This is a genomic window from Neisseria sp. HMSC074B07 (assembly GCF_001810355.1).
Taxonomy (GTDB): domain Bacteria; phylum Pseudomonadota; class Gammaproteobacteria; order Burkholderiales; family Neisseriaceae; genus Neisseria.
Genome location: NZ_KV800969.1, coordinates 117,213 through 130,847, shown reverse-complemented (window position 1 = coordinate 130,847; position 13,635 = coordinate 117,213). Strand labels below are relative to the sequence as shown.

Sequence of the window (13,635 nt, the reverse complement as noted above, 5' to 3'; positions counted from 1 at the left end):
AAGGCTGCCGCCGCTTCGGCTTTGCCCAAAACCAAAGGTCGTCTGAAAACCTGAATCCCGGTTTTCAGACGACCTTTTTGCTGTGTCCGTGTTATTCCGCTTCGTATTTGCGTTCCAAACGCTCCACGCACGCGCTTAAGTGTTTGCGCATGACTTTGACCACGCGGTTGCGTTTGCCGTTGACCAGCAGGTCGAGGATTTCGCGGTGTTCGGAATGGGTGTGGGTGTTGATGGTGCGTTTTTCATGACGCTGCGCATCGAAGACGGCGACGATGAGCGAAGAGCGGGCGCACAGGGTGTTCATGATGTCGAACAAGACGTTGTTGTCGATCAGGCGCGCTAGTTCGACGTGGAAGGCGTTGGACAGGCGGTTCCAACCCACTCGGTCACCGCTGTCGGACGCCTGTTCTTCACGCTCGATCATGGCGTAGAGCAGCTGAAGGCGGGTTTCCAAATCGGGCATATCGGACAGAAGGTTCAAAATCATGCTTTCCATTTCGATACGCGCGTTGAACACGTCCTGCATTTCCTTCAAATCGGGAACATGGACGAACGCGCCGCGATTGGGCTGTAAATCGACGATTTTGTCGTGTGCCAACAGGGACAGCGCGCCGCGCACGGTATTGCGCGAGCAAACCATCTGGCGGCACAGCTCGGATTCGGTCAGTTTTTTGCCGGGCAGCAAGACATGGTCGGTGATGCCGTCCAAAATCAGGGCGTAAACGCGGAACAGCTCCGAATCATGCCTGCCTGCCGGCATCATGGAAGAAGGGGTAGGCGCATGGAGGGTATCGTTATCGGTATTCATTATTTAAGCTCTCCTCATAGTCTGGCATGTCATATCGTTTGAAATAACAGAAATTTTGCGACGGCGGCAACCCGCCCCGTATCGCTTTTTGCTTGATTCCATTTCGATATAGCACAAAATCTGATTAAGATATAATTAAAAATTGTTGACAATCTCTAGTGAAGCTTGCACAATATCCTCACAAGGCCAAGTTATGAAGGCTGATAGAGAGAGAATCCACAATAAGCAAGCAGATATATTCATAGTGTAGCGTGAATATATCTGCTTTTTTGTCGGGCGGCCTTTATTCACGCTTTAACAATATTCCGCCTCTAAACGCTTTTCAGACGACCCCTGAAAGATACGGGAGGTCGTCTGAAAAATTACTCTGCTTCGACGGTTTCAAAACTGTGGGTGATTTTCGCCGCCTTGCCCAGCATAATCGAGGCGGAACAATATTTCTCGGCGGACATCTGCACGGCGCGCTCGATGGCGGATTCGGTCAGATTGTGTCCGATGACTTTAAAATGGATGTGGATTTCGGTGAACACGCGCGGGGCATCGTCGGCGCGCTTCGCGGTAACCGTCGCTTGGCAGTCCACCACCTTTTGACGCTGTTTCTCGGCAATCATTACAACATCGATGCTGGAACAGCCCGCCACGCCCAAAAGCAGCATTTCCATCGGGCTGGGGCCGCGTTTCGCCTGCCCTTCCGCCGCCGCGCCTTCCATGACGACGCTGTGTCCGTTTTCGGTCGTGCCGACAAAGCACATTCCGTCTATCCATTTTGATGTAACTTGCATGATGTCTCTTCCGCGAAGTTGAAGTTGGTTTGCCCAATATTGTAAACAAATTTGACTGATAAATATAGCAAGAGGTCGTCTGAAATTTCCGTTTCAGACGACCTTATTCAATCCCGATAAGCCCAATGATTGATCGGACCGTGTCCCGCACCGATGTTCAAAGGGTTGCGAATCGCCTCGGTAATGTATTTTTTGGCGGTTTGCACGGCTTCCAGTGTTTCGAAACATTTTGCCAGCTCGGCGGCGATACAGGCAGAGAATGTACAGCCCGTACCGTGCGTATGCGCCGTCGGAAAGCGGCGGTCGGCAAATTCAAACACGTCATCCGGCGTAAACAGCCAGTCGGTGCAGTATTCGCTGCGGCTGTCGCCCAAATGCCCGCCTTTAATCACCACGTTTTTCACGCCGCAATCTTGCAGGATTTTGGCGGCGCGTTCCGCATCTTGGCGGCTTTCAATACGCACGCCCGTCAAGGCCTCCGCTTCGGGCAGGTTCGGCGTCAGAATGTCCGTATCGGGCAACAGCAGGCGTTTCATCGCTTCGACGGCGGAATCCTGCAACAGCGGCGCACCGCCTTTGGCAATCATCACCGGATCGAGAACGCGCTTGCCGAAACGGCATTTTTTCAGATTTTCAGCAACGCATTCAATTACTTGAGCCGTACCCAGCATCCCGATTTTATAGGCGCGGATTTCAAAATCAGCGCGGACGGCTTCGATTTGCGCGGCAATGATGTCGGTCGGAACCAGATGCACCGCCGATACGCCGAGCGTATTTTGCGCGGTCACGGCGGTCAGTACGCTGGTGCCGAACACGCCGCGCATCTGAAACGTCTTCAAATCCGCCTGTATCCCCGCCCCGCCGCCGGAATCCGAGCCGGCGATGGTCAGCGTTTGGACGAATGTTTCTTCCATTTGGCTTCTCCTATTGTTTGGTTTGATGAAACGGTTCGGATAGCGGTTTGAAGTTCTTTTCGTTTGTTTGGACCTGTCAGCCCAATTTTTTTAATTCTCGACTCAAAATGCCGTGTATTTCCAGCGCCGTTTCGTAGCGGTCTTCTTTGGCAGGAACCGGCTCCAGAAAATGCAGCTCCACCTTGCTGGAAGGCTGGCTGATGATCATGCAGATGGATTGCCACAGGCTGGTATCGCCCACATAAGCCGCCTGAAGGTTCGGACTGGTGCCGTCGGGATTGGGGTAGCGGCAAAGCATGGGGATAATGGGAACGCCTGCATCGTAGGCGGTTTGGAAAAAGCTGGGCTTGAACGGGAGGATTTCATAACCTTCCGTACTCGTCCCTTCCGGGAAAATGGTTACGGTATCGCCGTTTTTGAGGGCTTCGGTTACGGTGGCGATTTTAGCAGTATTGCCTTTGGTGCCTTTATTGCGTGAAACGTAAACGGTCTGCGCCTGCGTGGCGAGATAGCCGACTACCGGCCATTTGGCGACATCGTCTTTCGCCACAAACCGACCCGGAAATGCGCCGTTGACCGCCATGATGTCCAACCAAGAGATATGGTTGCTGATTAACAACTGCGCCTGCCCTTCCTGAGGCAGCGTGCCGAAGGTTTCCAGCTTCATGCCGCATGAAGCGAGAACGCGCAGCGACCAGATTTGGATGGCACGCAGTTTGCGCCGTTTGCTGTAAAAGGGAAACAGGAAGAACATTTCCGCCATACCGTAAAGCAGGCAGATGCCGATGCAGAGCAGGCGGAAGGTAAAACGTAGTTTGGCAATCATAAGGTTGTGGTGTGTGCAATCTTGGTATAGGGTGAAACCGCTAAAAATCAATTATTTGCTGATTTCACAATAGTTGAGGTCGTCTGAAAAGGTTTTCAGACGACCTTTTAGTCTTTATGGTTTAGGGGCGAAACGTTGGAGGTAACGGTCTGCCAGGCGGGTGATGTCCATCATGATGAGCACGTCGGCGCAGTTGAACGCTTCATCGACGCAAGGCTCGCCGCAGAACCATGCGCCCGCATTGAGGTAGCCTTTAATCAGCGGCGGGACATCAGGTTTGTCCGACGGGGTAATTTCGTCCCACTTGAGCGGATTGAGCGGCTTGACGCACCATTTTTCAGGCGCGAGGTATTTGGATTTCAGGGCATGATACAGACCTGCCGCATCGCTGCCGCCGTCGTGCATATCAATGCTGCCGCAGCCTATCATAAAGCGCAGGTTTTCGTCTTTCATGAATTTGACCAAACCCGACCACAAAAGCATGACCAAACCGCCGTTGCGGTAGTCGGGATGGGTGCAGGCGCGGCCGAGTTCGACGGTTTGCGGCAAGATGTCTTTCAAAGGGGACAAGTCAAATTCGTGTTCGCTATACCAGCCACCGACTTTTTTGGCGGTTTCTTCGGTAATCAGGCGGTAGCAGCCGATGACTTCTCCGGTTGCGTCGTCAAAAGCCAAAAGGTGGTGGCAATGTTCGTCGTAAGGATCGACATCGCGACCGTCGTCGCTTTCGATTTCCGCCCCCAGTTCTTGGGCAAATACCTGATAACGCAAGCGTTGTGCTGCTTCAATTTCCACCTGCGTTTCCGCAAGGCGCACGCTCAGACCGATTTTGGGGCCGGTTTGGTTGAAACGGCTTTGGGACATGAATTTTCCTGTCTTGTACATTGGATAATCGATTTGCGATTATAGCGGATATAGGGCGGAATTTATATTGAGTTCGGACAAGTGAAGCAAATTAGGGATGAAATGACTATGCAAAAAGAATTTTTTACAACAGAATGGGGACAACAGTTTTCAGACGACCCCTCCCCTGTTTTGAAAAAATCTTGCACCCCCTTTCCCCAATACATACAAACCCTTCATTAAAATCCCACCGCATGATTAAGGAAGGCAAAGTGTGTATCAACCAAGCGGTTACCTGAAAAACGTTTTATGTTTTTCGGGTAGCCTCTTGCCAAATTGCCTATTCCTTTCTTATCATTCCGCCCCTCATTTTAATGACAGGAAAACGCATTATGCCCTCCAAAATCTCCATAGGCCGCGCAACCCTCCTGGCCGGTCTCGTTTGTCTCACTGTCGGCTGTGCCAGCTTGGACAAACGTATGAAACGTTTCGTCGGCAAACCTATCGATGCCGTTATCAAATTCTATGGCGTCAAACCCACAGAAGGTGGAGTCAAATCGGAAAACGACCGCTATGCCTACCTCTGGCGCTATACCTACTACTCCTACGCTGGACGTGAATACGAAGGCAGCAGCCAAAATGGGCCCATCATTACCAACTACTATAGCAACGTCTGCTACGGACAAGACCAAGACCGCATTTTCTACACTGACGATCAAGGCATCATCGTAGATTATTATTGGCAAAACAGCGATAAATGGCGCGTAAATTGCAGTACTCACCAAATCGGCCGGTATTTCCGAAGATCCCTGTAATCAAACACATCCCTCAAACTACGTTAGCGCGTTTAATATGAAGGAAACAGTTAGCCGCAACGAAACCCAATCCAATTAAACAGTTGGAAAACTATAGTGGCTTAACTAAATCAGGACAAGGCGATGAAACCGCAAGACAGTACAGACAGTACAGAAACCGATTCACTTGGTGCTTCAGCACCTTAGAGAATCGTTCTCTTTGAGCTAAGGCGAGGCAACACCGTACTGGTTTAAAGTTAATCCACTATAAGAATGGGACAAGACGGCAAACTTTAAACAGACGGATAATAAAACCGCCCGAATGTTCTGCCAAACAGGACATTCGGGCGGTTTGTTTCCGTTTCTTCAATCAAAAATTAGCTTAGAACTTCCATTCCAGCGATACAGCGTAGTTGCGGCCGGGCGCGCGGTAGCGGTCCAAGCCTTTGCCGTCGCGGTCTACGGAGTTGGTGGTGCTGTAACTGTGCAGGCCGCGCAGGGAATCCCAAGTGGTGTATTTGCGGTTGAACAGGTTGTACACGCCCGCGCGCAGGGTCAGGTTTTTCACCGGTTTGTAGAAGCCGTACATATCGAACACATAAGCCGATTTGTTCAGCCACGGGTAATCTTTCACCCGTTTTTCCAGCGGATCACTCCATCTGTCTCGTTCATAAACAGTATATTGCACGTCTTTGGCCTTTTTCGCGCCCAGATAGGTCAGGCGGGAGAACACGCCCCATTTTTCGCTCGGGCTTTCGTAGTCGATGCCGGCAATCACTTTCAGCGGCTGGGTGGACAGCAGGCTGTTGTCGCCCGACAGTTTGCTTTTCGCGTAGCCCAGCGAGCCGAACAGTTTCCAGCCTTCGGGAACGAAAGAGACTACTTTGTCCACATTCAGACGGCCTGTCAGCTCAAGGCCGCGGATTCTGGCCTTGTCGATATTCTGCATCTGCCAATAAAGCTGTTGCCGGTAGCGGGTACAGTAACCGAGCTGGGCATAGTAATCCGAGCAATATGGGTCAATCTGCGTCTGCAAAAACTGCTCTTCCGATAGGAAATTGCGGTAGTTACTTTGATACAGGTTGGCATCCAGCGTCCCTTTGTCGCCGCGCCCCTGCAAGGACAGGGTGTGGGTGGTGCTGCGTTCTGCCTTCAAATTAGGATTAGGCTTCCAAGTGCCCGAACCGTGGTTGTAGGTGAAATACACTTCGGACGCATTGGGGACGCGGTAGCCGGAAGTGATGTCGTAACCGACACGCCAGGCCTGATTCAGTTGCGCCGCCAAGCCGGCGAAACCGCTCCAGCCGCTGTAAGTATTCGGTGCGGGCGGGGTTTTGTCGCAGGCATGACAGTCGGCATTCAGTTGCTGCGGCGTCATTTTGGTGTGGTCGTAACGGATGCCTGCGCGGCTTGAAAATACATCGGTCCATTGGATTTGGTCGGACAGCGAGAAACCGTAGTTGGTGGTTTTCACCGGATGCTGGATGGTGCTGGTGGTTCGGACGATGCGGCCGCTGAAGAAATAATCGTCGCGGTTTAAATTTTCAAAATCACGGCGGCTGGCAAAGGCCTTGAACGACAGGCGGTGCTGCCCGCCCAGTTGTAGCGGCTGGCTGTCCAAACGCAGGGTGATGCGTTTGAAGCGGGTGTCCATGCTGCGGTTGTATATTTCGTCCAAATCCTTCTGATTGTAGTTGCGCGTCCAGGTGGAATAATCCATCGGGAACGAGCCTTTGTTGTTAACCGCCGCCACTTTGGTTTTCTGATAATCGAAGTCTGCCTTCAACAACGACAACCAATTTGAATCAGGCGTCCATTCGTAAAACAGGTTGGCATTGCGCCGTTTGTTTACATCGTCGGCTTCGCGCCAGGAAGAATCGGTCAGGTTATAAGACTCTTCAACCGTGTAATTGTGCCCCTGCTGGCCGTTGAGCGATGCGCCGATACGGTGGTTCTCATTAATCTGATAACCGATTTTGGCCAAGAAGCTGTGGTATTTGTGTTTGGACGGATCAGGAATGCCGCGTGCCGAACCGCGGATATTCGTGCCGCTGCCCTTGCCTTCCACCGCATAGCCGCGGTTGCCCGCGCTTTCGGTTTCATGGCCGCGCCGTTGTGAATACAGCAAGGCTGCATCGACGCTGCCGTTATCCATGCCGAAGCCGACTGTGTTCGTCCATTCGCGGTTGCGGCTGCTGTAACCGTTTTTCATCATCACGCCGAACTGCCGCTCCGGCAGCAGCAAATCACGTCCTTGCAGGGTTTGGTAATTCACACCGCCGCCCAAGGCGCCGCTGCCGGTATTGAAAGAGTCCGCCCCTTTCACGATGTCGATGTTGCGCACCAGTTCAGGGTCGATGGACAAGCGCGAACTGTTGAAATTGCCGTAACGGGCATACAGTGAGTTTTCTTCCGAATCAGGCAGGCTCACGCCGTCAATACTGACGCCGACACGGTTGCCTTCCACGCCACGAATGGCAAAGCCTTTTTGATGGCGGCCGCTGTCGCTCAGACCGACATCGGTGGAATAGCGCACCAAGTCTTTGTTGTCGCGTATCATTTCCTGTTGGATACGGCCGAGGTTGACCCGTTCCACGGCGGCGGGCGCGTTGCGATGCCCTTTTACCGTTACCTGTTTCAGTTCGGCTTGCATGGGCTCGGCAGCCGTTGATTGCGCAGCATTATCCGCCGCAAACACAGGATTGCCGAAAATACTGCCGACAAGGGCGGCAATAGGGAGTATGTGTGATGATTTCATGGTTCAAAACCTCAGAAACAATAAAATTGACCAATATTCAGCTTAATTCAACAATGAAAATTTTTGATAATCATTTATATTTCTATTGAAAGCAATGACGAATATAAATCCCTGTAACGGATGGCCAATAAATTTTTAAATACGGAAACGGAAACCGGATAAAAGCGGCTTTCCTTGCCCATACCATATGTAAGGGGTTGATATAGTGGCTTAACTTTAAACCAGTACGGCGTTGCCTCGCCTTGCTGTACTATTTGTACTGTGCGGCTTCGTGGCCTTGTCCTGATTTAAATTTAATCCACTATATTTCGGACTTCAACTGTTTTCCGGCGCAAAATATTGCGCCGGAAAACATATCGCTGGACTATCAATAATCTGCATTTAGTGGCGGTGCGGAACAAAGCCTTCCGGAGCTTCTGCGCCCTCAGGCAGGCCGAAGGTTTCGCGCAGAACGACTTTGTAGAACGCAAACGCATCTTTTGCGCCTTGAATCGCTTCGGCTTCGGCTTCAGGGCTTAAGTCCAAAGCATTCAAATGCTCGACAAAGGCACGCCAATGTTTGCCGCGTCCGTTCGGATGGGGAGCGAGGTGGCGCGCACCGTGTTCGCCATTGTAATCCAGCTTTTGCGCGTGTTTAAACAAAAATGCAGCGCCCAAATTGGAACCTTCGGCGCAATACAGCCAGCCGATGGCTTTGTTGCCGGTTTCATGCGGCAGCGGTTTGCCGTATTCGTAGGGTTTGTCGCCCAAATCCGCCAAGTCTTGCGTTACCGCGTCGTAACGCGCCATGTATTCCAGCTCGGGAATGGCTTTGTTCAACTCGGGGTCTTTATAGATATGATCGACCACTTTGTGGAACACGGATTGCAGTTTCAAGAATTTGATGTAGTTCTCTTTGTTGGTAAACGGCTCGACAGACATAACCAAATTGTCCACGCTGTCGTGAATGGTGGCGGTTTGCTCTTTCAGCCGTTTGGCAAAGGTCAGCTCTTGTGTTTCGCTCATGTGAATATCCTTTGATGATCTACGAAATTTAATTGACGGTTTTGACAAAACCCGCACAGCAGGTTTTTCAGACGACCTCAAATGAAGGCTGCCCGAATCAATAAAAAATAAGTGATGGGAAATCTGTGTTTGGGAATGGAAATTTATGATTTTGGGATGCTTAGGTACAGAATCGTTTACGAATGAACAAATGAAATCTGTCATATTACAAAACAATTTAGGAATATATATCATTTCTATTACATCATCAAGAATTTAACTTGCTATTATTTACATAAATCTGTTGTTTTCGCATATTTGCAACAAATATGGCAAGGGTCGTCTGAAAGCGTTTCAGACGACCCCGAATTGATTGCAAACAATACTATTCACATGGTCATAATTCGTTTTCCAGACACTATCTCCCCCATATGTAAGCAATTTGGGCTATCCCTATGTTTTCCTTTATAATACCTGCCTCTTTGACCTCTTCCCTCCTCCATGAAACCGATTCCTAGCTATACGCGCTGGTGGCGTTATAAATCCTACCTGCCCGACGCATCGCTGCCGGCGCATACGGTGGATTGCCCGGACTGCGGCAACCGCATGGATATTCCGCGCCTGCGGCAGGGGCAGGAAGCGCATTGTCCGGTGTGCAATCATGAAGTGGTCGAGGTGGAAAACAATCCTTATGTTGCGCCGCTGGCTTACGCGACGACTTCGCTGATTTTGATGGCGTTTGCGTACAGCATGGTTTATATCCGCGTGGAACTCTTCGGCGTAACATCCGTCCTGTCGCTGCCTGAAATGATGCGGCTTTTGATTTATCAGGATTACGGTTTTCTGGCGGAAGTGATGTTCGTCCTCACGTTCGGCGCGCCGGTATTGTTTTTGCTGCTTTGTTTGTACGTTTATACCGCATTGGTGCGCGAGCGGGCGTATCCTGCGCTGCGGTTTGCGACGCGGGTTTTGGTCAGGCTGCGTCATGCGATTATGGTGGATGTGTTCTTTATTTCCACTTTGGTGGCGTATATCAAGCTCTCGTCTGTGGCGGAGGTTGAATTCGGCTTGGCATTTTATTTGATGTTTGCGCTGTCGGTCATGCTGATTCGGACTTCGGTCTCGATTCCGCAGCATTGGGTTTATTATAAAATCCACAGGCTGACGGGCGGAGATGCGGTGCAAACGGCATCCGAAGACAAAACCTGTTGCAGCCGCTGCTTGTATTTCCGCGATAAAGACGAGCAGCCTTGCGAGGTCTGCGGTGCGGATTTATACCGCCGCCGCCCGAAAAGCCTGAGCATTTCGCTGGCGTTTTTGATTGCGGCGTTTATCCTGTATTTCCCCGCGAATATTCTGCCGATTATGATTTCGTCGAACCCTACCGCGCTGGAAGTCAATACGATTTTCAACGGCATTGTGTATATGTGGAACGACGGCGACAGGCTGATTGCGGTAATTATTTTCAGCGCGAGTATTTTGGTGCCGGTATTGAAGATTATCGCGATGGCGGTTTTGATTTCGTCTGCTTATTTCAAACCGCCGATGAGCGCGCCGAAAATGTCGGTGCTTTACCGGATTACCGAATCCATCGGCCGCTGGTCGATGATTGATATTTTTGTGATTATTATTTTGATGAGTTCGTTCCACACCAACATGGCGCGCGTCGTCCCCGGCGGGGCGGCGGTTTATTTCTGCCTGGTGGTGGTATTGACCATGCTGTCTGCCTATTATTTCGACCCCCGCCTGATTTGGGACAGGCAGCAGCAGCAGCTTTCAGACGACCCCGATTCCGACGATAACCAGAAACAATGAAAAAACACGATTCTTCTCAAACGCATCGCGCACCCGCGCGCGTCAAAAAAACCAATGTCTTCACATCTATCGTGTGGCTGATTCCGCTGATTGCGCTGATTGCGGGCGGCTGGCTGCTGGTAAAGGACATCCGCAACCGAGGTCCGGTCGTCACGCTTTTGATGGACAGCGCGGAAGGCATTGAAGTCAACAATACGGTGATTAAAGTGTTGAACGTCGATGTCGGACACGTTACCCGCATCAAGCTGCGCGACGACCAAAAGGGCGTGGAAGTCACCGCCCAGCTTAACGCCGATGCGAAAGACCTCATCCGCAGCGATACGCAGTTTTGGGTGGTGAAACCACGCATCGACCAAAGCGGCGTAACCGGTTTGAGCACGCTCCTGTCCGGCTCGTATATCGCGTTTACGCCGGGCAAAAGCAATGAAACGAAGGATGTATTTGAAGTGCAGGACATCCCGCCGATTGCCGCCATCGGGCAAAGCGGTCTGCGCCTGAAGCTGGTCGGTCAAAACGACAAAATCCTCAACGTCAGCAGCCCCGTACTTTATGAAAACTTTATGGTCGGACAGGTAGAAAGCGCGCATTTCGAGCCTGCCGACCAAACCGTGCATTACACCATCTTCATCCAAAGCCCGAACGACAAACTGATTAATTCGGAAAGCCGCTTTTGGCTGGAGAGCGGCATCAATATCGAAACCACAGGCAGCGGCGTGAAACTCAATTCCGCTCCCCTGCCTGCGTTGCTTTCCGGCGCGATTTCGTTTGATTCGCCGAAAACCAAAAACAGCAAAAATGTGAAAAGCGAAGACAGTTTCACGCTTTACGACAGCCGCAGCGAAGTGGCAAACCTGCCCGATAACCGTTCGTTGTATTACACCGCGTTTTTCAAACAGTCCGTGCGCGGTCTGACCGCAGGCTCGCCCGTGGAATATAAAGGACTGAATGTCGGCGTAGTTTCCGACGTTCCCTATTTCGACCGCAACGACAGCCTGCATCTGTTTGAAAACGGCTGGATTCCCGTGCGCATCCGCATCGAGCCGTCGCGCATGGAAATCAATGCCGACGAACAAAGCAAAGAACATTGGAAACAACAATTCCAAGCAGCTTTGGGCAAAGGTCTGACCGCCACCATTTCCAGCAACAACTTGATTACCGGCAGCAAAATGGTCGAACTGACCGACCAGCCTTCGTCTTCGCCCAAGCTGCGACCGCACACCGTTTACGCAGGCGATACCGTCATTGCCACACAAGGCGGCGGTTTGGACGATTTGCAGGCGAAAGTGGCGGATTTACTGGAGAAATTCAACAATCTACCGTTGGATAAAACCGTTGCCGGGTTGAACGGTTCGCTCGCCGAACTCAAATCCACCCTCAAATCCGCCAATGCCGCCCTAAGCTCCATTGACAAACTGGTCGGCAAACCGCAAACGCAAAACATTCCGAACGAGCTGAACCAAACCCTGAAAGAATTGCGCCAAACCCTGCAAGGCGTATCGCCGCAATCGCCCATCTACGGCGACGTGCAAAATACCCTGCAAAGTTTGGACAAAACCCTCAGAGACGTACAGCCCGTCATTAATACTTTGAAAGAAAAACCCAACGCGCTGATTTTTAACAGCAGCAGCAAAGACCCCATCCCGAAAGGAAGCCGATAATGCGCCTCTTCCCGATTGCCGCCGCCCTGACGCTTGCCGCCTGCGGCACCGCGCAAAGCCCGCAATATTTCGTCCTGCCCGACAGCCAATACATCCGGCCGGCGGCGCAAGGCAGCGAAATCGCGGTCAAAGTCAACCTTGCCGAACCGCTCGCCAACGGCGGCCTCGTTTACCAAACTGACGCGTATCATGTGAATCTGGCGAAGAACCACCTTTGGGCGGCACCGCTCGACGGCGCGTTGGCGGCGAACTTCAGCAACAAACTCAACCGCCTCAACCCGCGCCATACTTTCGTTCCCGCCTCACGCAGCCAAAGCAGCCAAACCCTGAAAATCTATGTTGAAGCCTTCCAAGGCAGCTATCAGGGGCAAACTACCGTCAGCGGCTACGCCCTGTGGCCAGACGGACGCAACAAACCGTTTGACGTTACCACCCCGCAACAAGGCGACGGCTATACCGCCATGCTGGAATCTTTGGAAAACGGTTTGAACGAAGCGGCAAAAAGCATCGCCTATTGATGAGGTCGTCTGAAAACCCGCTGTGGGTTTTGCCAAAACCATTCATCGTGTAAAAGGAAGAAACATGCACAACATCACGCTCTACACCCATCCCTTTTCACGCGGCACATACGTCGTATGGATGCTGAAAGAATGCGGCGCGGAATACACCGTCGTACCCGTCCAGTTCGGCGCGCAAATGAAATCCGCCGAATATCTCGCCATCAATCCCCAAGGGCAAGTCCCCGCACTCAAATTCGGTGATGCCGTACTGACCGAATCGACCGCCATCATTACCTTTTTGGCAGAACAATTCCCCGACAAACACCTCATCCCCGCCGCAGGTACGGTGGAGCGCGGCGAATACTACCGCTGGATATGCATATTGATGCACCTCGAATATGCAGCCTTCAATAAACTGCACAACCCGCCTGTCGATACGCCCGAATGCCGTCGCCAAATCGGTTACGGCGATTTCGATACCGCATGGAACACATTGCGCGAACACTTGAAAAACCGCGACTACATCGTCGGCAACAGCTTTACCACGATGGATTTGTACTGCTCCGCGCTGATTCTGCACTTAACGCAGAATTGGAAAGTGTTGCCCGCCGATGAAACCGACGTATTGCAACGCTACGCCGCCAAACATCTCGCCCGCCCAGCTTTCGCCGAAACCACAGCATGGATGCTGGAAACCGCCGCCCAAATGCCGCCTGTGTCATAAATCAAGATTACTATAGTGGCTTAACTAAATCAGGACAAGGCGACGAAGCCGCAGACAGTACAGATAGTACGGCAAGGCGAGGCAACGCCGTACTGGTTTAAAGTTAATCCACTTATAGAACCGAAAGGTCGTCTGAAACCTACTGCGCGGGTTTCGCCAAAAACATTCACAACGCAAAAGGAAAAGACATGCAAGACATCACGCTCTACACCCATCCCTTTTCACGCGG

The 13,635-nt window shown here is 51.6% G+C and carries 12 protein-coding genes and 2 pseudogenes; 6 read left to right on the top strand and 8 right to left on the bottom strand.

Annotated features, from left to right (window positions below; translation table 11 throughout):
• Nucleotides 1-91: 91 nt before the first annotated feature.
• From HMPREF2726_RS10210 to HMPREF2726_RS10190, 5 genes are all read right to left on the bottom strand, one after another.
• The gene (locus tag HMPREF2726_RS10210; RefSeq protein ID WP_070603288.1) at nt 92-808 is read right to left on the bottom strand and encodes a GntR family transcriptional regulator; all 717 of its coding nucleotides are present in this window, start codon (nt 806-808) and stop codon (nt 92-94) included.
• A 362-nt stretch (nt 809-1,170) separates the two neighbouring features.
• Complete coding sequence (locus HMPREF2726_RS10205; protein ID WP_003741038.1) at nt 1,171-1,590, bottom strand: OsmC family protein; 420 nt, start codon at nt 1,588-1,590, stop codon at nt 1,171-1,173.
• Between the two features lie 107 nt (nt 1,591-1,697).
• Entirely contained in the window at nt 1,698-2,504 is an 807-nt protein-coding gene (thiD, locus tag HMPREF2726_RS10200; protein ID WP_070603287.1) for a bifunctional hydroxymethylpyrimidine kinase/phosphomethylpyrimidine kinase, read from the bottom strand.
• 76 nt (nt 2,505-2,580) lie between these two features.
• The gene (locus HMPREF2726_RS10195; protein WP_003756032.1) at nt 2,581-3,330 is read right to left on the bottom strand and encodes a lysophospholipid acyltransferase family protein; all 750 of its coding nucleotides are present in this window, start codon (nt 3,328-3,330) and stop codon (nt 2,581-2,583) included.
• Nucleotides 3,331-3,444: 114 nt separating this feature from the next.
• Nucleotides 3,445-4,194 carry a GNAT family N-acetyltransferase gene (locus HMPREF2726_RS10190; protein ID WP_070603285.1) on the bottom strand — a complete coding sequence of 250 codons (750 nt, stop codon included), beginning with the start codon at nt 4,192-4,194 and terminating at the stop codon, nt 3,445-3,447.
• A 371-nt stretch (nt 4,195-4,565) separates the two neighbouring features.
• On the opposite strand from HMPREF2726_RS10190, the gene HMPREF2726_RS10185 reads away from it, so the two are divergent.
• Nucleotides 4,566-4,988 carry a hypothetical protein gene (locus HMPREF2726_RS10185; protein WP_070603283.1) on the top strand — a complete coding sequence of 141 codons (423 nt, stop codon included), beginning with the start codon at nt 4,566-4,568 and terminating at the stop codon, nt 4,986-4,988.
• Between the two features lie 361 nt (nt 4,989-5,349).
• On the opposite strand, the gene HMPREF2726_RS10180 is transcribed toward HMPREF2726_RS10185, so the two are convergent.
• The 3 genes and pseudogenes from HMPREF2726_RS10180 to HMPREF2726_RS10175 all read right to left on the bottom strand — a co-directional run bounded on the left by HMPREF2726_RS10180 (nt 5,350) and on the right by HMPREF2726_RS10175 (nt 8,730).
• Nucleotides 5,350-7,725: a TonB-dependent hemoglobin/transferrin/lactoferrin family receptor gene (locus HMPREF2726_RS10180; protein WP_070603282.1), complete on the bottom strand. Its 2,376-nt coding sequence runs from the start codon at nt 7,723-7,725 to the stop codon at nt 5,350-5,352.
• Nucleotides 7,726-7,925: 200 nt separating this feature from the next.
• Nucleotides 7,926-8,034: pseudogene (locus HMPREF2726_RS14470) on the bottom strand (IS5/IS1182 family transposase); the annotation flags it as partial.
• 72 nt (nt 8,035-8,106) lie between these two features.
• The gene (locus HMPREF2726_RS10175) at nt 8,107-8,730 is read right to left on the bottom strand and encodes a biliverdin-producing heme oxygenase (protein WP_070603280.1); all 624 of its coding nucleotides are present in this window, start codon (nt 8,728-8,730) and stop codon (nt 8,107-8,109) included.
• 480 nt (nt 8,731-9,210) lie between these two features.
• Between HMPREF2726_RS10175 and HMPREF2726_RS10170 the strand changes: the two genes are divergently transcribed.
• The 5 genes and pseudogenes from HMPREF2726_RS10170 to HMPREF2726_RS14465 form a co-directional block, all read left to right on the top strand.
• A complete protein-coding gene (locus HMPREF2726_RS10170; RefSeq protein ID WP_070603278.1) occupies nt 9,211-10,524 on the top strand; it encodes a paraquat-inducible protein A in 1,314 nt (437 codons plus the stop codon).
• Nucleotides 10,521-12,182 (top strand): intermembrane transport protein PqiB, encoded by a 1,662-nt coding sequence (pqiB, locus tag HMPREF2726_RS10165; RefSeq protein WP_070603276.1) that lies wholly within the window; start codon nt 10,521-10,523, stop codon nt 12,180-12,182. The genes HMPREF2726_RS10170 and pqiB overlap by 4 nt, the downstream gene beginning before the upstream one ends.
• On the top strand, nt 12,182-12,700 hold the full coding sequence (locus HMPREF2726_RS10160) for a PqiC family protein (protein WP_009311204.1): 519 nt from the start codon (nt 12,182-12,184) through the stop codon (nt 12,698-12,700). Before pqiB ends, HMPREF2726_RS10160 begins: the two co-directional genes overlap by 1 nt.
• A 64-nt stretch (nt 12,701-12,764) precedes the next feature.
• Complete coding sequence (locus tag HMPREF2726_RS10155) at nt 12,765-13,406, top strand: glutathione S-transferase family protein (protein WP_070603275.1); 642 nt, start codon at nt 12,765-12,767, stop codon at nt 13,404-13,406.
• A pseudogene (locus HMPREF2726_RS14465) lies at nt 13,403-13,520 on the top strand (IS5/IS1182 family transposase); the annotation flags it as partial. The gene HMPREF2726_RS10155 and the pseudogene HMPREF2726_RS14465, both read left to right, overlap by 4 nt.
• Nucleotides 13,521-13,635 lie beyond the last annotated feature (115 nt).